A 26,296-nucleotide genomic window follows, 5' to 3' on the forward strand; every position below is an offset into this window, starting at 1 on the left:
TGCCTCGGTCCCATCATTGCTAAGTCCTCCACTCTCAAAACGAGTGAATCAGCGCCAGACCAACCAATCAACCGACTTTTTCAACACTATCTCCGCAACTCTCCCGTTCAGCAGAGTTCAGCGAAAGTCCGCCGCCGTTCATATGCAGACCTTCGGGTGAAATTTCTCGGGAGGACCACCAATAATGACCGCTATCCTTTCCTAAACCGTCATCTGACTGTAAGACTCAGAAGACTGCATTGAGCCCATAGCAGCCGTTGCCAGGGAAACTGGATGCTGCGAGTGCATTTTGCAGCTCCGGGCCTTTTAATGACGACCGTATGCCTCGCGGTGACCGGCCGGTTCGTGTAAGGACTGCGATCTTAGCGAGTCACAGTCCGTCAAGAAATTTATCGATTTCCGCTAGAGCTTTGGGCCACGCGGGATCGTATTCCGGCATTGTGTTGTTCGTGGTTTCGATACCAACAAAGCGAGCATTCTCAATGCCGGAGGCCAGCATCCTGCCTTGATCAACACTATGCATCCTGTCTCTTCTGGCGTGAAGAACCAGAGCAGGACAAGAGATTTGTGGCAACATATCGGTGATGTCGACCCCTGCGACCAGAGGGCCAATTCGCTGCCAATCATGGTGATCCATCGCCAACTTCATGAATTCTGCATAGGACCGCTGATCGTGAGGACTAGCAGCCGGAGAAAATGACTGGGCCATCAAGTCCCTCGCTGAAGGGTAATCATCATTCCAACCCTCTAAGCTCATATCCATCATTGCTTGCCCAAGGGCGGCAATGCCCGGTTGGGAGCGCACTTCCAACCCCTGCGCGAAACCACCCAACAACACCAGACCTGAAACACGATCAGGACGTAGCGCAGCAAAGGCTGCGGCCACAGTAGCCCCGAAAGAAATGCCGAACAAAGGCAAGCGTTCAATTTTGGTGTCGTTAAGTACGGCCTCTACATCTTCCACTATCCGGCTCAACGAGATATCCTGCACACCTCTCTCGGACAAACCGTTATTGCGGCCATCAAAACGGTAAAGGCAGTAGCTCTGAGACAGCAATGGTAGCCAGCCGGCAATGGTGTTCATTGTCCAGTCATATTCCAGATGCCTGAGCCAGTTCGGCGCCACCAGCAGCTTTCTTCCTTCGCCGGTTGAGGTCCAGGCCAGCGTCGTTCCATCCTTTGACTTTGCAAACCTGATGTCTTGGGACTCGGCTTGACGCTTTTTCTTCGCTCGTTTGATGTCGCCTTCAAAGTCGATAGAAAAGGCTTCGATGGGATTTGGTACCCCCTTAAATCGCAAAGAACTTTCAGGCCGCAATGCAACGCTCAGCGAGGTCCCTGCGACATCAGCAGTTGTCTTGCTGACAAGACAATTGCCGGGCTTAGCAGTTGCCTGAAGGCGCGAGGCCACATTTACGGCATCCCCAAACAAATCGGTGCCGTTGGGCATGGCATCACCAACATGAATACCCGCGCGTAGTGAAAGATCTTCACTTCGCATTTGCTGCAAAATATCGCTGGCCGCATTGATTGCATCGGTGGCTGCATCGAACTTGACCAGAGCTCCGTCGCCCAGAAATTTGAAAATCCGTCCAGAGTTGCCTTTCACCGCCGGCTTGATGATTTCGACTAAAATGCGTTGCAATACAAGGAAGGTAGCATCAGCATCCTCCGACATACGTTGCGTGTAATCGACCACGTCCAGACTCAAGACTGCTGAGATTTTCCTTTTCATCCGTCTGTGCGACCTCACGTTGCTAAAACTAACCCAATCTCAGGTTTATTAAACGTAATATCCTTTGGTATTATTACTCCAGCTGCCGATGTCGGTCCATCATTCGAGTTGGGAAACCAAGATTGAGCCCAGCTGAATTACCGCTTCGTGTACCGAACCTAGTTGGGCACAAGTTATCATTTTTGGAGGGCGTCTTTCTAATGATCGGCGCCCTTACGTTGTTTTTGTGTCGCGTCTCAGTTGGAATAATCCGCAAAGCAGCGCCGACATGACACCCCATGCACGGCGGCCGCTTTCAATGGTGAACAGCACTCGGACATCATAGTCCGCTTCTAAAGCGGTGAGCTTAGATTGGATGACCTGCTCGATCTCAGGCGAAACGCTAGAGGTGAAAGTTGGACGGGTCATCGTGTATCTCACAGTATCAAAACAGCCATCTGGGACGGTACACCATAGTTGTTGTCAACAGGACCCAAGTAAGCAACCGCGGAACTATGGCCATCGGAGGCGGCATTGTCATGCCCCAAACCCCACTATTATTGGTGAGCATGCGCGGTAGAGCATCTGGCCAACTCCGCCGCGCGCACTGGTTCAAATATCCGTTGAGATCATCAGATCAGATTAACTCGTTACTCTGTTAGCCATATCCCGAACCACATCTAGCGTCTCTTTCGGGTACGCCCGAACAAACCCGGCTTGACAGGGGATGGTCTCAACTTCTCTTCGATCCAGCGCCGGAGCCAAATGGATCGCGGCGATCTCAAACTGCTCTGCCATTTGGCCCAGCGTTACATAGTGTTTTTCAAAAGCCTGAATACTCTCTTCAGTGATGTAGTAACGATAGTGCTGCGTGTCCGGGTTTCGCAGCATTACCTGCTTCAGGTATCCACAATCCCGCAATAGCCGAATTGACCCGATGCTAATTCTCAAGCGCGCCGCCGCATCCAGAAGCGACAGGTCGCCGGAAAACACGCGCTCCGATTTCTCCAGGATCTCAGCGCAGTCTATAAGAATTCCAGCCAACCCCTCTACGTCTGGATCTCTCCAAACGCCGGTCAGTCGGCCTGCTGCCAAATCGGCGACAACGCGAGCTAGGGCCACCCTGCTCTGTCGGCTGTACTCCGAGAGGGGCAACCTATGACGGGCCCGAGAGGCAATGCGTAGGCCTTCAAGTCTAGTCAGCAAGGTCTGTACCGAGGACGATGGCACATAGCGCAGAGACGTTCCAAAACGATAGGATTCCAGAACGTTATGCCGGATCAGCGCCTTCACCTGGACCGGATGGATATTCAACTGAGTCGCGGTGGCTTTGATATTCTGCAATCCAGACCAAAAGTCGAGCACGGCGACCAGATCTTCATGGCTGACATCTTTCATATTTGAAAGGTCGCTCGCGTTTTGACCGCGAAGATGGGCGAGAATACCTCGCACCCGAACCTCGCCGACCCCATGTAGCTCCCGCGCGCGTTCAAGCGTGATGAGTTTGGGTGCTGAAATTTCCGTACCCAGCTCTTTCGCGCCGGTCTGCAGCGGATAGTTTTCACGCACAAAATCCTGCACGCAAGCCCTGAGGACTGCCGTCGCCGAGTCCTCTTCAGCTTCCTTACGCCCGCAGGCCGCACCACCATTGCCGAATAGCATTGCCTCGCCCCCATCCACATTCGCCACGTGGCAGATCAGCAGAAACAGGCGCCTTTGGTGTCTGATCTGCAAATCAGCCCTGATTTTCCAAAAGGAAGTCAGGATCAATGAAATCGGTCTAGGTGCTGGATGAAAGAAGTGAGGCGAAAATGGCAAGGTTCTGTCGCTGGTGGCATAACTGTGTGTCCCCTACAAAAAGGTGTGGAACGTCACCGATATTTGACTCAATCGACAGCCCAAACCTCAATAAATCGGTCAATCACGTCATTCAATTCTGACCCAAACGTCAAGCACTTCTGACCCAGAAGCGGCTATCTTCTCAAATGCGTCCTTTAGAAACAAAGGCTCAAGCCGTCTGGCTGGCGGCTGAATTGTGCCAAAAAGAGGGACGCAGCGGAGTGACGGATTTGGGGGCTATCGCCGTAAACACAAGGTGTAGTAGGTAGAGTTTTTTACCAATATCAATCGTTTTCGATCCCTAAACTTCCGGGAAATTCGATTGGAACATGCGCATGCAGATTTTCTTCGGAACCGGTAGTTTCATTCATCGCCTAGGCTCAAGCACGGATCCAGAGCAGGGTCTAACAGTCGTTTCATTCTTTAGTCTAAAACGGATTTCGGAAAGTAGAACGACACTGTCCAGTTCGGGATATCCACGATCTCACTGATCCGGAGATCGCCGCACACCGAGCAGAGCATATAGGCGTCGAGCGCAGACATCCCCGTCGTGGCCGCGATCCAATCGACCATTCCCGAGACCGCATCGCGAGCAGCTTGCATCAGGTCCTCGCCGATGCCGGTTGTCGCCTTGTACCCGGCAGCATCGAAATGGCGAGTGACGGGGCCATTGGTTTCAAATCTTGGGAAAGGTAGGTTTTCACCTTTGATGAGGTCGACCTTAAGTGCCACGTCCATTGGGCTTTCGATGGCAGTGCCGCAAATCTCTCCATCACCTTGCGCGGCATGGGTATCTCCCAACGACAGCATCCCACCAGCCACTTCCACCGGCAGGTATAGCGTTGTGCCCACGCAATTGTCGCGGATGTCCAGATTGCCGCCCACCCGACGCGGCGGAACGACAGAATGTAGACCCGGCTCGGCCAGCGCCAACCCGATTGTGCCGACGAACGGCTTTAGCGGCACCTTCCCGCCCGGGCCAAACAGGGTGGGTGTCATCGCATTGGTGTCATAATTCCAGATATGCAGGGCCGCCTCGGGAAACTGATCGGTCAGCAGGCCAAAGCCGGGGATGTTTGCGGTCCAACCCCAGCCCGAGGGTTTGAAATCCAGGAAGGTCACGGCAACCGTATCGCCGGGCTGGGCCCCTTTGATGTGGATCGGCCCTGTGACCGGGTTGACCGCGTCGAAGGACAGCGTACCCAGGTCGGCCACTGTCGAGGAAGCGTTCAACTGCCCGCCCGAGCTGTCGATGGTTTCGACCTCGACGGTCTCGCCGGGGTCGACGCTCAGGACGGGTTCGATGGAGTTGTCCCAGCCGAAATGATGGTTGTGTTTGTGAATAGTATGGTTGCAACCCATGACTTACTCCTGTTTTTTTAGAACCAGGTCTTCGATTTCTTGATCACCCATGATCCCTCCAGGTCGCAGGGCCATAGTCAGTACGATGACCGTTCCCAACGCAATGCCTGACAGGCCAAGCACTTCGGGCAGGTCTATGCCCAAGACGACTGGGCCGGTTTCCAGCCAGCGCACGCATTCCAACCCGAACGAGATCAGAAGCGTGCCCAGAACCGCACCTGTGACCGTTCTCATTCCCCCGAGGATCAGCATGGCGAGAGTCAGGAAGACGTGGTTGAAATAGAAGGGCCGCGCGCTAATAGTGCCAAGGAAATAGGCGTAAGCAATCCCGGCGACCGCAAGCAGGATGGCCGACAGGACCCAGGCAATCAGGCGCAACCTGCGAATGTTCACACCCATTGCGGCGGCACCGACCTCATCATCGGCACAGGCACGCAGCTGGATACCCCAACGGCTTTCGCGAAACAGGCGCACGATGAACACAACGAACACTGACAAGATCACGATAGACGTCAGTGAAAACACCTGTGGAATGCCAAAAAACGCCTGGTTCCCTTTGAAAATGTCGGTGCGGTACAGGAATACAGAATGCACGATGACCAGGACGGCAAGGGAAAAGATGGTCACGCCGGACCCTGTCAGGCGCACGACAAATAGTCCGACGATCAGGGCCAGAACGGCGGTGATAGCAATGGCAAGTAGGGCCGAGCTGACCGGATCCAGCGAGAAGGCATTCAACCCCCAAGGCGCATCCGGCAAAGAGATGGATTTGACCGTCACCGGCGTTACGCAAATTGCGGCCACATAGGCACCGATCCCCATGAAGGCACTGTGGCTGAGGTTGGTCAGGCGCGCATTGCCCATGAACACCTGCATGGCCAGAACAACCAATAGGTTCACGTAGGCGCTGTAGACCAGCCGAAGCTGATAGCGAGAGCCGAAGTAGGTCACGACCAGCCCAATCATGATCAATACTGCGGCCAGGATCGCAGCGCCCACCAGTCCGCGTTTCTGACTGGGATTCAGGATCATATCTTGTCCCCTTTCTCAGTCGGAGGCGACAGGATGCCATCAGGTCTCCAGACCAGGACAAGGGCGATGATTCCAAACACAAAAGCGTCTTTCATACCGCCATATTCCTGCGGTAGCAGGACTAGCATGGCAACCTCGATCGCGCCGAGAAGAAAGCCGCCCAGCACGGCTCCGGGCAGGCTGCCGAATCCTCCGACGACGCAGGCCACGAAGGCCTTGAGGACTGGGTTAAACCCCAGATGCGGATCAACCGACCCACGCCGCGCCATGATGAAAATACAGGCCAGCCCAGCCAGAAGGCCCGACACCATGAAGGCCACCGCAAACACCCTGTTGGATCTGACGCCGACCATGCGGACCATCTCAAAATCCAGCGAGGCGGCGCGCATTGCCAGACCCAGTGTCGTGCGCTTGAGAAACAGCATCAGCCCGACGATCACCAGCACCGTTGTCACCGCCTCGAACACCTGAAGGGAAGATACCTGAACGCCCAAAAGCTGCACGGGCCAGTCTAAGAAATACAGCGACGTCACGGCCACTGGGCGAGGTGAGACGGCAAGAAGAAACACATTCTGCAGAATGATCGAGACACCAAAGGCGGTCAGCAGGCCCGTAGTCGGGTCCGCATAGCGTACGGGGCGAAATGCCACACGCTCTAAAAGCAAGGACATCAAAATGGCCGCCGCGATAGCTCCGCCTATGACGATAAAGGGGTTGTTCAACGCCAGCGCAGCAAAGGCCACCATCGTGTAACCGCCAACCGCGATCACCTCACCATGGGCAAAGTTCACCAGCCCCATGATCGAAAAGACAATCGCCAGACCGAGTGCAATCAGCGCATATTCCGCACCAAAAGCGAGCGCGTTCATCATCTGCTGGGCCAGGTATTCCATGTCAGGCGATCCCCGTCAGTTCCGCCATAAGCGCGCTGCTTTGGCCCAGTGTTTCCTTCGTCCCCTCGGCCACGATCCGCCCGTTGTTCAGAAGGTAGGCGTAGTCCGACAGGCGCAGCGCTTGCGTTGCGTTCTGTTCAACCAGAAGGATCGTCATTCCCTGCGCTTTCAGCTGTTCGATCATCTGGAAAATCTGGCTTACGATCTTGGGGGCCAGACCCAGGCTGGGTTCATCCAGCAACAGGATCTTGGGGCGTGTCATCAAGGCGCGGGAAATGGCCAGCATCTGCTGCTCACCGCCCGACAAGGTGCCTGCGGGTTGGTCTTTGCGTTCGCCAAGGATAGGAAAGATCTCAAGCCAGTGGGCGATGTCGGCGTCTTTGGCCGCGCGGTCAGAACGCGTGGCACCGCCCAGAACCAGGTTTTCCTCGACGCTCAGGTTCGAGAAGATGCGGCGTCCTTCGGGGGCCACGGACATGCCCGCCTGCACGCGTGCTTCCACAGGCAGCGAAGAGATATCGGCCCCGTCAAAGGTGATCCGGCCCGAGGACTTGACCACACCCATCAGCGCCGAGATGGTCGAGGTCTTGCCCGCGCCATTGGGCCCCAGCAAGGACACGCAGCGGCCCTTCTCCACGGCGAAAGAGATGCCGTGCACGGCCTCGATCGGACCGTGAGAAACTATCAGGTTTTCAACATTCAGCATGGGATTGGAAACAGGGGCTGGAACCGCCCCCGTCTTTTGGCTCAGTTCCAGTCTTTCGGTGTGTTTTCGGGAATTTCGTTCGAGATCAGAACCCGCTTGCCATCTTTGTAGCCAATCACAGGGATCGTGCGTTGGGCATAGGTTTTCGTGTCCTTGAACGAAATGCTGTCGACTGTCAGTACTGGGATCGACTCGGCTGTGCGGATCGTTTCCGCAATCACCGCCGGGTCACTGCTGCCCGAGGTTTCAACCGCCCAGGCAACGGCCTTGACCGTATCGGCACCGGTGGCCGGGAACAAGCCGGGGACTTCGTGGCCCAACTCCTTGCAATCGGCCATGAACTTGACCACTGCGCTTTCGTCATGGCTGGGGGCCAGCGTGGCAAAGAAAACCTTGTCGAGGATCGCAGGATCATCAGCCGCGACTGCATCCAGGGATGGATCGTCAAACCCATCCGAGCCGACCACCCAGGCGTCGATACCAGCGCTGCGCAGCTGCCGCACGAGTACACCGATATCAGGCATGATCGACGAAATATAAACGGCATCGATCTCTTCACCCAGTGCTTTCATGTCCGCGATCTGAGGCGACCAGTCCGATGTGCCAAAGCTGAAATTCATCTTGGCCAACACCTTGCCGCCGCCCTCTTCGATCACTTGACCGAACCACAGCGGGGTACGCGCGGACCACGATCCGCCTTCATCCGAGGTCAGCAGAACCACGTTCTTGACCCCTTCGCCGAGCGCGTGGTTTGCAGCCGCCGTTGCCGTGAATGGATCAGGCGAGACGCCAGTAAAGAAGTTGTCGACGATACCCGCGTGCATCTCGACCTGCGTGGATTGCGGCTGGAAGATGGAAACGCCGTAAGGTTGGGCAATCTGAGCGACCGGGATCATCGTGTCTGAGAACGGCGTGGTGCCCAGCATAACGACGCCTTCGTCCAGAAACTTCTGCGCCAACGAAATGGCGGCCTGCGTGTCGCCAGCGGAATCCTGCACCAGAACTTCGATCTTCTTGCCACCAGCGCCGCCTTCGGCGTTGATCATATCCGCCATGCAGCGCGCGCCCAGGTATTCGGAATAGATAGCCAGATCACCAGTCATCGGTACACCCAGTCCGATCTTGATCGTATCTTCGGCGACCGCGGGTAGGGCCAGGCTCATGGCGGTCAGAGTCGTAAGGGTCAACTTTTTCATACTTGTTCTCCTGTTGAAAGCCGCCTGCGTCACGCGGCACGTTCATCGGTTTCGCCAAGATAAGCGTCGATAACCTCTTGGTTCTTGGTTATTTCTTCGGGGGCGCCTTCGGCAATGATGGCGCCCATATTCAAAACGGTGATCTTGTCACAAAGCGACATGATGAATTTCAGATCGTGATCGATTACCAAAATCGCGCTGTCCGAATGTGTTCGAACCCATGTCAGAGACCTGCCTAGAGCTTCCGTTTCCTGTTCGTTCATCCCCGCGGCGGGTTCGTCCAACATCAGGACACGTGGGTTCAGCGCCAGCGCGCGAACGATCTCCAACCTCCGGAGTTGACCATACGCCAACGACCCGGCGTTCTGGTTGAGCTTGTCCGAAAGGCCGAACTCCGGGATCGCGGCCTCGACGATTTCAGCGCCCCGGCCAGAATAGCGGGTGACGTCGATGTTCTGCGCGACGCTGAGGCTTGGAAAGACCCGCAGGTTCTGAAACGTCCGCGCCACGCCGCGAACCGCGCGTTCGTGGGCGCGCAGGTGGTCCAGCGGCTCGCCATCCAGCAACATGCTTCCTGCCGAATGGGTCAGCAGACCAGAGATCAGGTTGACCAGCGTTGTCTTGCCTGCACCATTGGGGCCGATCAAACCGCGCACCTCGCCTGGTGCGACGGACATGGTCACATCCTCGACGGCGTGGACCCCCCCAAAAGTCTTGGTGATACCGTTCAGTTCAAGCACCGGCCAATTCCTCGACCAGTTCCTTTGTGGTGATCTGTCGGCAATAGCCCTTGATCGCACGCAGAGAATTATCGTGCCGATCCTGCGTATGGGTCAGGCAGGCGTCTTCGACTTGAGTGACAAGGTAGCCCAGATCACACGCGTCCCGGATGGCGCTTTCCACGCATTGGTCCGTCAAAAGACCAGACAAAACGATCTGACGGACTCCAAGGTTGCGCAGGATATAGTCAACATGCGTGGACACAAACACCGAAGAAGACGTCTTCGGCAGCACGATCTCATCCCTTTGGGGCGCGATCTGGTCAATGACCTTTCCGTCCCAGCTGCCCTTGGGAACATGAAAGCCCGTGATCTTATAGTCCAGCGACCGATCCCGCCCGTCGAGTGTCAGGCTTTCGATATTGGTATACATGACCTCGACGCCGGCAGTGCGGCAGGCGGCCTGTATGGCCTGCATGTTCGGGATCACGCGGGTGTCCAGTTGATCGAAAAACCAGCCGTATTTCTCATTGAACTCAGCTGCGGGCAGGTCTTTGAACTCGGCGCCGTCGCGATGTGCCGAATAGTTCTGCACGTCAATGAACAACAGGGCAGATTGCGATGGGATCAGTGGAACATTGCGGGTCAAGGTCACGTCTTGGTCTCCAATATCCGGGTAAAGGCATCGGCGAGAAGCTGCGCCCAATCCTCGACGCCTTTTGCATCGCGGATCAGGTCATTGCGGATTTCGACCAGCGAATGCGCCAGTCCGCGCGGTTCGGCGAAACGCGGTATGAACCAGTCGCTTTCACTGTCGATCTGGTAGGGCTGGTTTAACGCCATGTGCAGATCGGGACGTTGGGCCGAGATATGGTCGATAGCGGCTTGTCCCGTGGTCGAGTCAACGCGGGTCAGAAATCCAGCGTGCCAAGGTCGCGTCTCACCATCGACCTGTGCGGCGAAGGAGTGGATCGACACCGCAAGCACGCGCGGCGCCCGGTCCAGCATATGTTCAATGGCACCGTTCAGAGGGGCCATAATCTCGCGCTGGCGCGCAGCGCGATCCGCAGCCGTCAAGTTCAGATTGGCTGGGATCTGCTCTCCAAAGCTGTTTGGCGGAATTGAATCCGGGGCCTCGATCGGGCGGTTGCAATCAATCACAAGCCGGGAATAGCGCTGCAAGATCAAAGGGGCCCGTAGGCGGTCAGCCAATTGCCGGGCCACGGCCTCGGCCCCGATGTCCCAACCGCGATGGCTGGCTTGCACCTCTTCCGAGACACCCAGATCGCCTAGCTTTTGCGGGATTGCGCGCCCGGCGTGTTCGCAGAGTAGCGCGATCTTCGCATCACTGTCACGATTCACCCATTCTACCGGGGCCGGATCCCCGGTGACCAGCAGTTCTTGGGTTGCGACTGATGTCTTCATGCGGCCTACGTTAGAGAACAAGTTTTTTCAGAGTCAATAAAAAATAGATTGACTGAAATTTTTATTCCATGCGATCCATTCAGATCAGGAGGTGCCGCTTGCTTGTTAGGCAGAGAATTGAAGCGAAGGCTGAACGCATGACCGCGAGCGAGCGCAAGCTGGCCGCTGCTTTGCTGAGCGACTACCCCTATGCGGGTCTGGTCACGATCCAGGAACTCGCCCGGCGCGCCGAGGTCTCGGCCCCGTCGATCTCTCGGTTTGTTACCAAGATCGGATTGGGGGGCTATCAGGAATTCCAGCGTGCTCTGTTGTCCGAGCTGAAAGAGGGCCAACGCTCGCCTACTGATCTGCACGGCGAAGGGCGCAGTGTCGATGGCGGGTTCTTACGCGACTTCATCGCGCGGGCCTCGTCCCAGATGGCACTGTCGGCAGAAGGTATCACCGAGGCGCAGTTTCAGCGCATATGCTCGGTACTGAGCCAACCTAAGAACGATGTCTATATATTGGGCGGTCGGATCAGTGACACCATCGCGCAGCATTTGTCTTTTCACCTGCGCCAAACCCGCAGCGGCGTGTATCATCTTCCGGCCAACAATGAGGTCTGGCCGGAATACCTGCTACGGATGAAGCCTGCGGATATCCTGTTTCTGGTCGATTTTCGCCGTTACCAACCTGCGTTGGCGCGATTGGCCGCGACAGCCGCGCAGGATCGAGGGGTTCGCGTTGTCCTCATGACAGACAAATGGTTGTCGCCCATATCCCGACATGCGGCAGAAATCTTGCCAGTTCCGATCGAAAGCGGCACGCTCTGGGATACGTACACAGCGGCCCTTGCCGTCACCGAGGCGCTGGTGACCCGCGTCGCCGAAGACAACTGGGATCAGACGAAATCCCGCATCGAAGCCTGGGATGCCATGCGATCCCACAATCAGGACCCTAACCCATGATGCCCAAAACCCCCTTGATGTTTGTCGCCACCTCAGACCTAGCCGGGAAATTGCGGGGCAAGGCCTTTCCGGCGGATCAACTGAACAAGCGGTTGCAGCGCGGGGTCGGGTGGACACCCACCAACGTTCAGATCAACTGTTTTGACGGAATTGCTGAAAGCCCGTTTGGCGCGCTGGGCGATCTTCTTCTGATCCCGGACGCCACGGCCGAGGCAAAGGTCGAATTCGGCGAAGACTCTGGTCTGCACTTTCTTATGGGCGATATCGTCACGCTGGACGGAGACCCGTGGGACTTCTGCACGCGCAGTCTCTTGAGGGCGGCGCTGGAGCGGCTGCACGAGGTCTCAGGAGCAAATATGCTGGCCGCCTTCGAGCATGAGTTCCAGTTGAAAGATCCGCCAACTCAGGCCAACGAAGCCTATGGCCACCGGGGCTTTGGCCTTCAGCGTGATCTGTGTGAGACTTTGATCAACGCGATTTCTCAGGTCGGTCTGAAACCGGATTCGATCATGAAGGAATATGGTCCAAACCAATATGAGGTCGTCATCGGCCCCGAACTGGGGGTGCGCGCGGCGGACGCGGCCGTCATGGTGCGCGAACTGACCTATGCGACTGCGCATGTCTATGGCGAGCGGGCCACCTATACCCCTATTCGCGATGTCGCGAGTGTTGGTAACGGAGTCCATATCCACATGAGCTTTGTGGATGATCAGGGCGCGCCGCTGACCTACGCCAAAGATGGGCCGTGCGGCATGTCGGACCTGACGAGTGCTTTCGCTGCCGGAGTTCTGAAGTATCTGGATGCGATTTTGGCCCTGACTGCGCCTTCGGTGATCTCGTATGAACGCCTGACACCGCATCGTTGGTCTGCTGCTTTCAACAATCTGGGATTCCGCGACCGCGAGGCGTCGTTGCGGATTTGCCCAATGACGGCCAAGGATCCGACCTCAATCGCTCGGCAATTCAATATCGAATACCGTGCTGCCGACGCGGCAGCCTCGCCCCACCTGGCATTGGCAGCTATTGTTTTCGCCGGAGCACAAGGCATCGAAGAAGGCTTGGCTGCGCCGACCCCGACAGAAGATGATTTATCGCTTCTGAACGCTTCTGAATTGGCCGAAAAGGGCATCGTGCGACTGCCGCAAACCTTAGAAGAGGCGCTGGACCGCTACGCGAGCAACCCAGTGGCAACAGGTTGGTTCCCGGACGGTTTTGCGCAGGTCTATCGCACACATAAACAGTCTGAGATTACAAGAACTGCAGAATTGGAAACGGATGCTCGCTGCCGTTTGTATGAGGAGACGTATTGAGGAAAAAAGGAGAACCTTAGTTTAGTATTTTCCGTGTTTTAGGGCGTACTGAGTTTAGGGTCGACAGTCCATCTCTATCTGCAATTGGGCGCAGATGTCTCGCTTTGCTGTCGTTAGAGCAGTATAGACTGACCAAAACCATCAGATGGCTGGTTTGAGTTCATAGGTCCAGAAGCTGCACCTCGCACAAACGGCCGAGAAGCACCGATTGGCGCCATTGACACTGGTAAGCGCGGCCCAAAGCTGACATTCATGAATTTGACGCTGAACACCTGAAATGAGTCCAAAGTACAAATTGCTGCGAACTGCCCAAATGGCAGCAATGCGCAGAAAGCGGACTTTGCGAAGTTTGACGATATCTAGTCTCCAATCACTGAGCCACATATGAAAATCATCGGGCGAAAAGCAAAGCCACAAGCGCAACTACACCCGGTGTAGATGCGCTTGCCAGGTTGCATGAATGGTCATAGCGCATGGATATCGAACGGATCGGAGAAACCTTTGATCATTGTTCTACCAAATGTCTCCAACACATTTGCCCCTTCCAACAGATCGAAGGTTTCTTGATCAATCAATATACGGCTTCCGGTTTTCTGAGTTTCTGCCTCGAGGCGAGCAGCAAGGTTTACGGTCGATCCTATGCAAGTATACGTCGCTCGATTGTCCGTACCGGCATAGCCGGCGACGACTTCGCCAGTCGCTATTCCGATGCCGATTTTCAGGTCACTTTTCGCTTCTGAGCGCCTTTCAAGATTTAACATCTCGATCATGTTGTGCATTTCATGCCCTGCCGCCACTGCACTTTGCGCAGTATTGGGCAGTGGTTGCGGAACTCCAAAAAGAGCCATCAAACCGTCACCCAGCATCAGGCTGACAATTCCGCCATTGCTGGTAACAGCCTCGAACATCAACGTGTAGAACGTATTGAGCAGGTCAATTGTTTCCTCTGGTGCGAGATTTTCAGACAAGGTCGTGAAACCTCGAATGTCACAGAAGAGGACCGAAGCATTGGCACGCTTGCCACCTATCGCAAAGCCAGACTCTTGCAGGTCTTGTGCAACCTCCGTTGTTGCAAAGCGCTCTAGCAGACGTTTCTGCTCGTCCCTGAGTCTTTTCTTTTCAAGACCGCTGGCGACGCGCGCACCGAGTAGTGTCTTATTGACCGGTTTTGGCAGGTAGTCTTCCGCACCCAATTCGATACAGCGCACGACATTGTCGAGCCCCTCAACAGATGACGTCACGATCACCGGCAGATCACGCAGGTCGGTGTCTGATTTGATGGCTTCGAGAACCTGAAAGCCGTCCATTTCAGGCATTTCGATATCCAGCAGAAGCAAATCAAATGGCTGGTTAGACAACATCTCCATTGCGACCCGGCCGTTTTCCGCGACCGATGCCTGGTGACCCAAAAGCTCTACGCTGCGCGACAAAAGCAAGCGGTTCACCTTGTTGTCATCAACGATGAGCAAATGACCCGGGGCGTCAGACATGAATCAGGCTCCGTAAAGCAGCTGCAGCAATGGCAAGGTCGGTTTCCAGCGCCGTCGCATCCGTAAGGTCCCCGGCTTCAGGCAGCTCTCCGAGCTCGATTTTCCTGGCCCGTTCGGCGAGAGCAATCGCCCCAAAGGTATTGGCATTCGACTTAATGGAGTGCGCAGCACGGCGGTATCGGTCGGCATCAGCCGCGCCCGCAGCCGCTTTCAATTCGTCAATCATGCCAGGCGCTTCGTCGAGAAAGGTGGTCACAAGCTCGGCTGCAAAATCTTCGCCTGTAGCGTCTTTAAGCTCCATGAAGATTTCATGATCAATCGGGCTGTCTGTCATGGATCACCTTCTTATTCTGGGGGAATTTAACAGGGCTTCAATTAGGACCGATACGCGGATCGGTTTAGTGATGTAGTCGTCCATCCCTGCTTTCAGGCACATCTCACGGTCGCCCTGCATGGCGTTCGCGGTCATCGCGACTATGCGAGGACGACTGCCATCCGGATTCGCTTTGTTGATACGACGAGATGCTTCAAGCCCGTCCATCTCGGGCATTTGCACATCCATGAAAACGACATCATATGTTTGCCGGTTGACGCTTTCGACCGCTTCAACACCATTGCTGGCCAAATCAGCGCGATAGCCCATCTGTTCCAGCAGTCGCAGCGCAAGTTTCTGGTTCACCAAATTATCCTCGGCCAGCAAAATCCGCAGTGGATGTCGTGTGGCCATATCCGGATCTGTTTGGGGTTTGCCCTGAGGTTTGGACGGCTCTACGCGCACCTTTTCAGTCGCGAACAATGTGACCAGGGTATCGAACAGGTGGGATTGGCGCAAAGGTTTGGCAAGGTTGGCGGCGAAGAGCCCATCCTCAAGGTCTATATCGCGAGGGCCAAGTGAACTGAAAAGGATGAGTGGCAAGCCCGGTTTCTTGGCGCGAACCCTTTTTGCGAGCTCTTCTCCATCCATATCAGGCATATGCATGTCGAGAATGGCCAAATCGAACTCGACGCCTTCTTCAAGTATGCTCAGCGCCTCTGACGGCGATCCATACGTCGTTGTCTGCGTGCCCCATTTCTCGGTTTGCAGAGAAAGGATTTTACGATTGGTGGCATTGTCATCCACCATCAAAATTCGCTTGCCTTCGAGTTCAGGCTGAACACCAACAAGATTGCGAGAAGACGATTTAACTGGCTTTGCAGGTTTGGCCTGGATCTTGAAAACAAAGGTGGAACCGCTCCCCTCGCCATCGCTTTCAGCCCACATGGTCCCGCCCATGAGTTCTGCTAGGCGTTTCGAGATCGCAAGACCCAGACCAGTGCCGCCATATTTTCTGGTCGTTGAACTATCTGCCTGACTGAAGGACTGAAATAATCGGCTCATGCCTTTTTGGGATAGGCCGATTCCAGTGTCTCGGACTTTGAACGTTAGTTCGAGCGATCCCTGTACCTTGGCGGATTGTTCAACAGACAGAACCACTTCGCCGCTTTCGGTGAACTTCACTGCGTTAGAAAGCAGGTTCAGCAGAATTTGCCGCAATCTGGTCAGATCCGCGCTAATCGCCAGTGGTAGCGCGTCATCGAACTCATAGGCTAAATCCAGTTGTTTCTCGGCGGCTTTGCCGCTGACTAAGTCGAGAGCGCTTTCTATGCATTCGCGCAGGTCGAACGGATGGTTTTCGATATCCATCTGCCCGGCTTCAATTTTCGAGAAGTCGAGGATCTCGTTGATGATACCCAACAGCGCGTCACCACTATCGCGGATGGTGTTTGCATAGTCGCTTTGCTCTGCATCCAACTCTGTGTCCATCAACAGGCCGCTCATCCCGATCACCGCGTTCATGGGCGTGCGTATCTCATGTGACATGGTGGCCAGGAATGCGCTTTTTGCTTCGTTGGCAGTTTCAGCAGCCTCGCGCGCCTCTTCAGCTTCGCGGAAAAGGCGTACGTTCTCGATCGCAATAACAGATTGATCGGCAAAGGACTCGGCCATTGCAATATCGTCATCCGAGAAGGGTGTTTTGGATTTTCTGATGAAATAGAGGCCGCCCAGACATTTGCCTCCGCGCATCAATGGCACGCCAAGGAAAGCTTCAAACCCGCTTTCTTCGTGAAGCTTCTTTGCCAACCGCGGCAAGTCACCCGACGACAAATCATGCACATGCATGGTTTTTCCAGACAGCAATACCGACGACAGAAAATTGTCTTGCGTATCCAGCGGGTGCCGAGTTCTTCCGAAATCACGTATCAGCCCTTTGGGCGAGGCCAAAGCCACTTGCCACCAGAAACTCTCATCCGACAACGCCGCACCGGCCATGTCGCACGAAACAAGCCGTGTCGCGGAATCTACGATCACCTCAAAAACAGGCGTTGTATCCGTGGGTGATTGGCTGATCACCCGCAATACATCAGCACTCGCAGTCTGCCGGGCCAAGGAAGACTGAGTTTCATTGAACAGGCGTACATTTTCCAGCGCGATTATGGCCTGAGCGGCAAATGACTCGGCAATGGACACTTCGTCTTTGGTAAAAACCTTGGACGTCTTTCGAATAAAGACCAAGTTGCCGAAACAGTCTTTTCCACGCATCAAGGGCACCATCAAAAACGATTTAAAGCCCTTCTCGCGAAATATCTTCTTGTCGCGCCGCGGCAGTTCATCGTAGCGCCAGTTTGGCATGTGTAGCGTCTTGCCGCTTTTGATTGCCCAGGACGGCAGGTTGTCTTCGGGGTCAATCGGAAGCCGATCCGTCCACTCGACTTTTTCCACACCTTCTGGCGTTGCGACAGCAACCTGCCAAATTTCGGTTTTGTTTGCTTGAATAGCAATTGCCAGGTCGCAATCTATCAGCGTGGTTGCCAGACCAACAATCTTCTCGAACACGGGTTTGGTATCGGTTGGGGATTCAGATATTACCCGCAGCACATCTGCACTGGCTGTTTGGCGGGCAAGCGCGGTTTGCGTGTCATTGAAAAGCTGCGAGTTCTGAATAGCGATGATCGCCTGTGACGCAAATGTCTCCATCTGCTTGATTTGCTTCTCGTCGAAAGCCGCAGTTATTCGGCTGCCCATGCTGATGACACCGATTGTGACACCATCGCGGATCAGTGGCACGGAAAGGACGGATCGATAGCCCTCGAGATTGGATTTGAGCAGCGGATCGTAATTGGGGTCAGCTTGCGTATCTTCAACATAGTCGGCCCGTCCATGCAGAAGCGCACGTGCCGTGGCCGATGTTTCCCCGGGCTCAAAAGGATGCGCCTTTAAAAAATCCGCGAATTTGCCCGACAAATTGTGCCCGGCAAAATAATGGTACTTCCCATCTTCGGGTGCCTTAAGCGCAACGAAGGCATCCTGCAGGCGACAAATGCGAGACGAAACGGCCAGCAACGCCTCCAGTACAGGCTCCAATGCATCAGGAGATCGGGAAATAACTTCGAGCACCTCGCTTGTGGCTTTCTGGTACGCTAAGGATTCCTCAACTTCCTCAGTTCGGGCTGTCACCTCGTCGAAAAGGTGCGCATTTCCAAGCGCAATTACCGCTTGCGAAGCGAACGTTTCAACCAAAGCTATCTGCTTGTCCGAGAACGCCCCAACTTTCGAATGAGCAAGTGAAATCACGCCGAGCGTGACTCCATCCTTTACCAGTGGGACCCCTAAAGCCGAACGAAATCCGGCACCCAGTGCTTCTTCTTTCCAAGCATAGTCCGGGTCGTGCTCAAAATCTTCAATATACACCGTTTTGCCTGTCAACGCGGCACGTCCCGTGGTCGTGCCCTTGTCTGGAACAAGCACCTGACGGGTTATGACGTCGTAATGAGCTGCGGCGGAATTATGGGTCGCAGCAATGTCATAAATTCCAGTGTCTTCATTCAGTAGTGCGACGTAAGACGCCTCGGGTTTGCAGATGCGAACCGCCACTTGCAAAATAGCTTTGAGTACGGGATCGAGTTCGTTTGGCGAGCGCGAGATCACTCCCAGCACTTCAGACGTGGCTGTTTGATAGTCGAGCGCTTCTTCAACTTCTGCAGTGCGTGCCTGCACTTCTTTGAACAACCGAGTGTTGTTGATGGCGATCACGGCCTGGGACGCGAATGTCTCTAACAGGTTGATCTGTTTTTCACTAAACGCCCCGGATTTCCGGTGCGCCATGACGATAACACCAACTGTTACGCCGTCGCTGACCAAGGGGACGCCCAACGTGGTGAGGTAATCGCCGATCTCTGCCGCCACTTTCCATGTGTAGGTCGGATCCTTGCGCGTGTCTTTGACATAGACGGTCTGGCCATGAAGGGCCGTGCGACCGATGCACGAACCTTCCTCTGGGGCTATGGGGTTGTCTGATAAATAGTTCAGAAACGCATCGCTCACGTTGTGGGACATGGCCACACGGTACAACCCATCGTCAGCATCCCGCATTGCAAAAAATGCATATTCCGGGTCGCAGATACGTGAGGAAACTTCCAGGATCGCATCCAGAACCCGTGGAAGATCGTTAGGCGAGCGAGAGATGACATCCAATACTTCTGACGTGGCAGTCTGGTATTCCAGTGACTGTACGACTTCGGCAGTGCGTTCCTCGACTTCGCGGAACAGGTTGGCATTCGTAATGGCGATAATCGCTTGGTCGGCGAATGTTTCTAATAACTGAATCTGCTTGGTGGAAAATCCCGAAACCTCGGTTGACCCGACTGAAATTACACCTACGACAACGCCATTCTTGACCAACGGGACGCCGAGCACGGACCTGTATTCCCCGACGCCGCTTTCTTCCATCCAAGTATAAGACGTCTCGGTTTCGACATCTTCGATATAGGTGGTGCGTTTCGACAGAATGGCACGCCCGCTTACACCGCTTTCATCAGGTGAAATAGGATGAGCTTTGACGTATTCCGCAAAAGTCGTGTCCTGCGTAAGGATCGCATGAACATGAAAGAGCTGATCGTCGGGGTTCAGCATCGCAACATAGGCATCCTGCAATTCGCAGATGCGCGACGCTTCTTTGAGGATAGCGTCGAGAACGGGTGCCAACTCGTTTGGTGACGCCGAGATCACCCGCAGCACTTCGGATGTAGAGGTCTGGTATTCCAAAGCTTGCGTTACTTCGGCTGTCCGATCCTGAACTTCGCGGAACTGGCGGACGTTTTCCATTGCGATCACGGCTTGAGCCGCGAAGGTTTGGACCAGCGCCACATCATCATCTGAGAAAGGCGCAACTTCACGGCGATAGAGCACGATCACCCCTAGACCGGTGCCATCCTTCATCAACGGAACCGCCAGAACCGAGCGGGCTCCTTCAATCTCAACCATCTGAACCCGTTTCGGGTCACGATCCCTGAGGTAAAGGGGATCGTCCGCGATATCGTCCTGGCGAATGACCTCGCCATCAATCATTGGTTTGATCGCAATTAATTCAGTGCGTGTAAGTGGCTCCATAAAATTTTTGAGCGCTTCGTCAAAATCGATTCTCGCACCAATATTGGCTGGAATCGTTGCGATCTCGCGTTCGTGATCAGCGATACACAAGAAGGCGAGTGGCGCTTTGCACAGACGGCTGGAGTTTTCGAGAATGCTTTGGAAAACCGGCCTTTCGTCGTCGCGGCTACGGCTTATGACTTCGAGGATTTCTCGCGATGCTTTTTCGCGCTCAAGTCGTTCCTGAACCTCTCGAAATTGGCGCGTATTTTCTATCGCTATGACTGCGTGTTTGGCGAACTCTTCAATGAATTGCACGTCGGGATCAGAAAACGGGCGGACTTCGCGGCGGCTGACTGCGATCGCACCAATCGCCTGTTCCCCCTGCATCAATGGCACAACAACCCGTGACCTGATGCCTTCGACCTCAACCATTGTAACAGCAGTAGGATCACCCGAGCGGTAGAACTCAGTGTCGGCGATGTCCTCGACGCGTACAACCTTGCAATTTCGTATCGCCGCCGCCGCCGTGACTGAACCATCAAGAGGCCACTCTTCTCCCAATTCGACGTCGGTTCTATCGTGCCCCCATGCACCGGCCAATTGAATATGGGTTCCTGCAGCGTTGACCAAAACCAGTGCCGCCTGATCCGCGTCACAGATTTCCGTGGCCTGCTGCAGCACCGCTTCAAAGACGCGCGCATCGTTGTCCCGGCTTTTGCTGATAACACTCAGAACCTCCTGCGTCGCCGTTTGGCGTTCTAACTGAGTGTGCAGTTCCTTCATTTGACGGGTGTTATCTATTGCGATCACAGCCTGCGCCGCAAAGCCCTCGACCAAAGAGATTTCATCTTCAGTAAATGGCCGCACTTCACGCCGGTAGATCCCAATGACACCGACGGGATCACCATTTGCCGACATCAAAGGAACCGTTAGAAACGAACGGACACCTTCCTCATCAACCAGTTGCCGGCGCCAAGGATCCCCATTGATGTAGTGGTCTGTCTCGCGCAAATCGACGTTGTGAATAACGCGCGATTGCCGCACGGACTCGGCAATTTGTAAATTTGACTCCAAAGACCAGCGATCCACGCCTACCTTGTACGTAGCCAATTGATCACCAAAATGGGCCGCGTATTCCAAATGAGTTCCTGCCTCATTTAGCAGGCTCAACGTGGCTACATCTGTTTCGCAAAGCCGGGCCGTGTTTTCCAGGATCGTCTGAAAGACTGGCGCTTCATCTTCCCGAGATCGACTGATCGTCTCCAGCACATCGCGCGTTGCCCCTTCACGAGCCAGACGGACCTGCAGCTTGCTAAACTGGCGAACATTTTCAATTGCAATGACCGCCTGCGCGGCGAAAGTTTCAACCAGCTGGACCTGATCGTCGGAGTACGGTCGCACCTCATCCCGTGCCAGCATCAGGCATCCGATTGCACTGCCACCCACTTTCAAAGGAACAAACAGATTGCTTCTGCACCCATGCGTGTCGACAATGAGTTTAAAGCGCTCATCACCCGATTTGTGGAAATCGGTGTCGCCCATATCGACAACACGCCTCGTCTTACCGCTGAGAATAGTGTCCGTCACGATGGAGTTGCCTGGCTCCATCGTGTATTTGCCGTCGAGCCACAGCTGCTGAATATCCGGGTGCAGATTGACGCTGGCAATCAGTTGCTGACGCGCATCCCCTTCTTGCCCGAGAACCAGACCAGCAAAAATGGCATCGCAGAGATCTTTTGCCAGCGTTAAAATCAAGTCGCATACTGGTTGGATGTCATCCTTGGTCTCAGAAATCGCCTGCATAACCCGCGCAGTAGCTTCGAACCGCGCCTGCTGATCATCCGCGCTGAGCCCCGAACTTTGCGCAGACGACGACGCTGAACTTCCCGTCTCTTCCGATGTCCTCTTTCCACCCACCTGCGTTCGCAGCTCCCGCACCAACTAATGAAACACACACAACATCGGAGTTTACTGGGCATAAGATAGAAGTCACAGAGTTTCTTTGCAGACAGTATTCAATGCGCTTCGGGCGATGCTGGTATGGTGTGGCCTTGGGAAGATCCGCAGAGTCATAAAGAAAGCCGCTCTATTTGCGAAAAAAGTGGCCTAAATAGGAGATGTGTTAAACTTCCCAGAATACTCAAACATCGCTGATGTATTTCATCTTTGGGTTGCGAGCGGCCCACCGGGCCAAAAATGCGGATGGCCGCAAGGTCCGCATGTCGAATGTTCAGGCAGCCTTTGATTTTGCGCTCGCAGCGAACGGCAGGTTCGACGGGCCGCGCCGCAGCATGGAGTCAACGGGCTGCGGGTCCGGTTGGGGCCGTTTGGCACATTTGAGTGTCTGGTTTGGGCTACTATTTTCATTTCTATAGCAATCAATGCGCGAAACTTGTTTGAAAGCCGGCACTTAGGTTGCAGCCATGTTGATGGTCTATTCTTGGCAGATAAAAAATGAACTCCAACAAAGTACTGACTGCACTTAGAACTGCTCAAACATTGCGATTTTCACCAGTTGCTTATGTGAGCAACGGCCTGACGAACATCTAGCGGCAAAGCTCCGCCGTATTGTTCGATTGTACACAACTTTTTAACTAATTCCTCTAGCGTACGCTACCTTGGGTTGTGTTGCGGCGAGTCTCTCGTAGGCCGCTGCCTTTTTTCTTATCTATAAAGAGGTACTGACATGACGACCGTTTTAGCTGCTGGCGATATTGCGTTTACCGGTTTCAATTCTGACAACCCTGATGAGTTCACTTTCGTTGCCCTGACTGACATCGAAGCCGGGACTGAGATCAGATTTACTGACAATGGCTGGCTCGCAGCGGGCGGTTTTCGCAGTACTGAGGGTGTTTTTATCTGGACGGCACCTGCAAATATCGCGGCGGGAACCGTAATAAATCCAGCTTTCTCGGGGCCATCCTTCTCTGCAAGCGGGGATCAGATACATGCCTATCAGGGGACCGAGACCGCGCCGTCTTTTGTTGCGTCTGTTCATTTCAACGGCACTGGTTATGAAGCTGACGCAACTTCTTCAAACACTTCGGCCCTGCCCGCGGGTCTGACTGTGGGCACCAGCGCTGTGGCTATTCCCGAGACCGACAACGGAGTCTATAATGGTCCGCTTACAGGCAACAAGGCAGAGCTACAGGCAGCTATCAACAACACGGCAAACTGGGTGACCGATAATTCACGGATCGACGATATCGAACCGGCGAGTTTCACTGTCACTGATGCCACACCGTCGCCCTCAGTTATAATCAACGATTTGGACCTTGCCACCGATGAAGGTGGCATGGCGGATACATACGAAGTCACATTGTCTGTCGCACCTACGCAACCGGTCACAATCACCATCGCGGTGGGCGCTGATCTGGATGTCGTACCGGCCGAGCTTGTATTTGATGCGACAAATTTTGATCAGCCGCAGCAAGTTGCAGTGACCGCGGTTGATGACGATTTGCCAGAGGCGGCCGAGATCGCGGAAATACAGCATTCTGTCACATCCGATGACCCGGCATATGAAGGCATCCTCGCCCCTATCGTGGAAGTGTCTGTTTCGGCCAGCGACATCGAAATCGTTGCAATCTACGAGATCCAGGGTGCGGGTCATGTGTCTGATTTTGTTCTGTCCGAAGGGCAGACCGTTGCCGAGTTTTATGAGACCCTCCCCGCCGGCACATCGAACGTTTTTGGCGACTTGGTTTCGACCAGCGGTATTGTTACAGCGGTGGATTCCAACGGGTTTTACTTGCAGGAACCGGATGGTGACGGTGATGATGCCACCTCAGACGCGATATTCGTGTTCACTGGTTCCAGCCCGACTGTCTCTGTCGGAGACGCAGTTTCAGTGGGTGGAACAGTTGCTGAGTTTTTCCCTGGCGGTACAGGCAGCGGAAACCTGTCGAGTACGCAGCTGACGAATGTGTTCGATCTTGAAGTCCAGTCTTCAGGCAATACCCTGCCAGATGCAGTTATGATCGGCAATGATCCGGGTGAATGGGCAGTTCCGAACCAGAGCATCGACGATGATGCTTTTGCCTCATTCGAACCCATTCAGGACGGCATCGACTTCTTCGAAAGCCTCGAAGGCATGCGCGTGACGGCGACCGACCTGCAAGCCGTCAGCGGAACCAGCCGGTTTGGCGAGATTTTTGCCGTTACCGATCAGGGCAGCGGTGCCACGGGTCTTTCCGAGCGCGGCACGCTGAATATCTCGCCAGATGACTTTAACCCCGAAAAAATCCAGATCGACGAAGACAGCGGGATTTTCGACTTTGACTTCCCTTCGGTAAACGTTGGTGATCTTCTCGGCGACGTCACAGGCGTGGTTGGGTACAGTTTCGGAAACTTCGAAATCCTGCCGACCGAGGATTTTACCCCGAACATTCAATCCGCCGGATTGGAACCGGAATCGACCGACATTGCCGGTTCGGCCAATGAACTGACAATTGCGACGTACAATGTGCTTAACCTCGATCCAAATGATGACGACGGTGATCGGGATGTGGCCGATGGGCGGTTCGACGCCATTGCCGCGCAGATCACCAACAACCTGGGCAGCCCCGACATCATTGGCCTGCAAGAGGTGCAGGACAATTCCGGCTCGGTCGATGACGGAACCGTTTCGGCAGCGGAGACCCTTGCGGAGCTGGCCGCGGCCATCGTTGCCGCAGGTGGTCCGGCCTATGAGGTGATCGACAATACCTTCATCGGCGACGGAACATCGGGCGGTCAGCCCGGCGGCAATATCCGCACGGCTTTCCTGTACAATCCCGAGCGTGTCACGCTGGTTGAAGGATCGGTGCAAACCATCGGTGGGCAAGGTCCCGGCGAAGCGTTCGAAGGCACACGCCTGCCGCTGGTCGCTGATTTCGTCTTCAACGGCGAGACGGTGACGGTGGTCAACAACCACTTCTCCTCCAAAGGCGGATCCGCGCCCATTCTGGGGGCCGAACAGGATTTTGCCGCACGTCAAGAGGACGTTACAGTGAATGGCAGTCTGGATGAACGTCAGGCTCAGAGCCAGGCGGTGCAGGACTTCGTCAATGGTCTTGGTGCTGAGGCCAATGCGGTTGTATTAGGTGACTTCAACGAATTCGAGTTTGTCTCACCTGTGGCCGATCTTGAAAACAACACCAGCCTTGTAAACCTGACAAACGATATCCCGGAAGACGAGCGCTATACCTTCGAGTTTCAGGGAAACAGCCAATCGTTAGACCATATTCTGGTCTCCGAGGGATTGTATGCCGGCGCATTGGTGGACATTATCCATGTCAATTCGGAATTTGCTGCAACCAGCGCGCGAGCGTCGGATCATGACCCGATGCTGACTAGCCTGTTTCTGCCCGACACACAGACACTGGCGATCGAGTTCGAAGCAGATGGGTGGTTCAGAACCACAGCATTCGAGAGCATCGATGGCGAAGTTGTGGATGTCGACCGGCTTGGTCCCGTGCGCAAAAGTCTCAAATTTTCGGATGTTGGTATTAAGGTGGATGCGATTGACCCGACCAAATTCGAGTTTGTCGCCACCAAGCATGGCGCGATAGGTGTCTATTCCTTCGACGATCCGATCTTCGGACGCGAAGCCAGGTCAGTCGACGGTGATGAAAGCTTGATGATCTCGTTGGAGGACGCGGATCTTGAGGCGGTGGAGTTTATGTTTAGCTTCGACGAAAGTCATGGAAACGGCGAAGTGGAGGTTGCGTTCTACGATGACGGAGAGCTTGTGGGCACGCTGATCGCGGACGCCGCCAACGGTGATTTCCAAGGTTCGTTGGGCCGCACGAGTTTTGACGCGGTGGAGTTGGCCGCAAGCGGTGATACTATGTTTACGGTTGATGAATTTTCCTTTGATGTGATTGATCACAACCTGATCGCGTAGTGTGAAATCGCACAAGCTACTTGTGCACTATGAAAACGGCAGCTTCGACGGCCGCATTGCTGTATCGCGATGCGGCCTAAACGGTGTGTTAATGGCTCCTGGAGAGCTAGAGAATTATGTCACTGCGATGGGCTGTGGGCGAAATCATGTGTTCGACCTGTTAGCGTCCGAGTTTCGAAGCGCAGGAAGGTACGCGTTTTGTGAGTTTGCCTGTCTTGCGATTTCTCTCCCACCGTGAATGGCAAGTTTGACGGGCCGCGAAGCAGCATTATGGGTAGCGGTTGAATGTCTCCTTTGGGCCGGCATTTCCAAGTTTTCTCTCGACGATGAGTTACTTGAGGTCGGTACCGCCATGGAGATTGGAGG

Annotated in this window: 17 protein-coding genes; 3 read left to right on the forward strand and 14 right to left on the reverse strand. The window is 54.7% G+C overall.

What is annotated here, in order from left to right; genetic code table 11:
• Window positions 1-370: 370 nt before the first annotated feature.
• The 11 genes from ACR0JR_RS16215 to ACR0JR_RS16265 form a co-directional block, all read right to left on the reverse strand.
• Window positions 371-1,735: an alpha/beta fold hydrolase gene (locus ACR0JR_RS16215; RefSeq protein WP_480457026.1), complete on the reverse strand. Its 1,365-nt coding sequence runs from the start codon at window positions 1,733-1,735 to the stop codon at window positions 371-373.
• A gap of 213 nt (window positions 1,736-1,948) precedes the next feature.
• A complete protein-coding gene (locus ACR0JR_RS16220) occupies window positions 1,949-2,143 on the reverse strand; it encodes a DNA polymerase beta superfamily protein (protein ID WP_480457027.1) in 195 nt (64 codons plus the stop codon).
• Window positions 2,144-2,356: 213 nt separating this feature from the next.
• Window positions 2,357-3,448: a hypothetical protein gene (locus tag ACR0JR_RS16225; protein WP_480457028.1), complete on the reverse strand. Its 1,092-nt coding sequence runs from the start codon at window positions 3,446-3,448 to the stop codon at window positions 2,357-2,359.
• 528 nt (window positions 3,449-3,976) lie between these two features.
• Window positions 3,977-4,915, reverse strand: coding sequence for an acetamidase/formamidase family protein (locus ACR0JR_RS16230; protein ID WP_480457029.1), 939 nt, complete (start codon window positions 4,913-4,915; stop codon window positions 3,977-3,979).
• Window positions 4,916-4,918: 3 nt separating this feature from the next.
• Window positions 4,919-5,947 carry a branched-chain amino acid ABC transporter permease gene (locus tag ACR0JR_RS16235; protein ID WP_480457030.1) on the reverse strand — a complete coding sequence of 343 codons (1,029 nt, stop codon included), beginning with the start codon at window positions 5,945-5,947 and terminating at the stop codon, window positions 4,919-4,921.
• Window positions 5,944-6,840 carry a branched-chain amino acid ABC transporter permease gene (locus tag ACR0JR_RS16240; protein WP_480457031.1) on the reverse strand — a complete coding sequence of 299 codons (897 nt, stop codon included), beginning with the start codon at window positions 6,838-6,840 and terminating at the stop codon, window positions 5,944-5,946. The genes ACR0JR_RS16235 and ACR0JR_RS16240 overlap by 4 nt, the downstream gene beginning before the upstream one ends.
• Before the next feature lies 1 nt (window position 6,841).
• A complete protein-coding gene (locus ACR0JR_RS16245; RefSeq protein WP_170475436.1) occupies window positions 6,842-7,546 on the reverse strand; it encodes an ABC transporter ATP-binding protein in 705 nt (234 codons plus the stop codon).
• A 41-nt stretch (window positions 7,547-7,587) separates the two neighbouring features.
• A complete protein-coding gene (locus ACR0JR_RS16250; protein WP_480457032.1) occupies window positions 7,588-8,742 on the reverse strand; it encodes an ABC transporter substrate-binding protein in 1,155 nt (384 codons plus the stop codon).
• Between the two features lie 29 nt (window positions 8,743-8,771).
• Window positions 8,772-9,482 carry an ABC transporter ATP-binding protein gene (locus tag ACR0JR_RS16255; RefSeq protein ID WP_480457033.1) on the reverse strand — a complete coding sequence of 237 codons (711 nt, stop codon included), beginning with the start codon at window positions 9,480-9,482 and terminating at the stop codon, window positions 8,772-8,774.
• The gene (locus ACR0JR_RS16260) at window positions 9,475-10,116 is read right to left on the reverse strand and encodes a cysteine hydrolase family protein (RefSeq protein ID WP_170780980.1); all 642 of its coding nucleotides are present in this window, start codon (window positions 10,114-10,116) and stop codon (window positions 9,475-9,477) included. Before ACR0JR_RS16260 ends, ACR0JR_RS16255 begins: the two co-directional genes overlap by 8 nt.
• Window positions 10,113-10,886 carry an N-formylglutamate amidohydrolase gene (locus ACR0JR_RS16265; RefSeq protein ID WP_480457034.1) on the reverse strand — a complete coding sequence of 258 codons (774 nt, stop codon included), beginning with the start codon at window positions 10,884-10,886 and terminating at the stop codon, window positions 10,113-10,115. Before ACR0JR_RS16265 ends, ACR0JR_RS16260 begins: the two co-directional genes overlap by 4 nt.
• A gap of 68 nt (window positions 10,887-10,954) precedes the next feature.
• On the opposite strand from ACR0JR_RS16265, the gene ACR0JR_RS16270 reads away from it, so the two are divergent.
• Entirely contained in the window at window positions 10,955-11,833 is an 879-nt protein-coding gene (locus ACR0JR_RS16270) for a MurR/RpiR family transcriptional regulator (RefSeq protein ID WP_480457035.1), read from the forward strand.
• A complete protein-coding gene (locus ACR0JR_RS16275; protein ID WP_480457036.1) occupies window positions 11,830-13,143 on the forward strand; it encodes a type I glutamate--ammonia ligase in 1,314 nt (437 codons plus the stop codon). Before ACR0JR_RS16270 ends, ACR0JR_RS16275 begins: the two co-directional genes overlap by 4 nt.
• A 464-nt stretch (window positions 13,144-13,607) precedes the next feature.
• On the opposite strand, the gene ACR0JR_RS16280 is transcribed toward ACR0JR_RS16275, so the two are convergent.
• From ACR0JR_RS16280 to ACR0JR_RS16290, 3 genes are read right to left on the reverse strand one after another with little or no spacing between them, the layout of a single operon-like run.
• Window positions 13,608-14,633: an adenylate/guanylate cyclase domain-containing protein gene (locus tag ACR0JR_RS16280; RefSeq protein WP_480457037.1), complete on the reverse strand. Its 1,026-nt coding sequence runs from the start codon at window positions 14,631-14,633 to the stop codon at window positions 13,608-13,610.
• Window positions 14,626-14,967, reverse strand: coding sequence for an Hpt domain-containing protein (locus tag ACR0JR_RS16285; protein WP_480457038.1), 342 nt, complete (start codon window positions 14,965-14,967; stop codon window positions 14,626-14,628). The genes ACR0JR_RS16280 and ACR0JR_RS16285 overlap by 8 nt, the downstream gene beginning before the upstream one ends.
• 3 nt (window positions 14,968-14,970) lie before the next feature.
• Complete coding sequence (locus tag ACR0JR_RS16290) at window positions 14,971-21,960, reverse strand: GAF domain-containing protein (RefSeq protein ID WP_480457039.1); 6,990 nt, start codon at window positions 21,958-21,960, stop codon at window positions 14,971-14,973.
• Between the two features lie 769 nt (window positions 21,961-22,729).
• Here ACR0JR_RS16290 and ACR0JR_RS16295 point away from each other — a divergent pair.
• The gene (locus ACR0JR_RS16295) at window positions 22,730-25,930 is read left to right on the forward strand and encodes an endonuclease/exonuclease/phosphatase family protein (protein WP_480457040.1); all 3,201 of its coding nucleotides are present in this window, start codon (window positions 22,730-22,732) and stop codon (window positions 25,928-25,930) included.
• Window positions 25,931-26,296 lie beyond the last annotated feature (366 nt).

The sequence above is a fragment of the Ruegeria sp. AA3 genome (assembly GCF_056542905.1).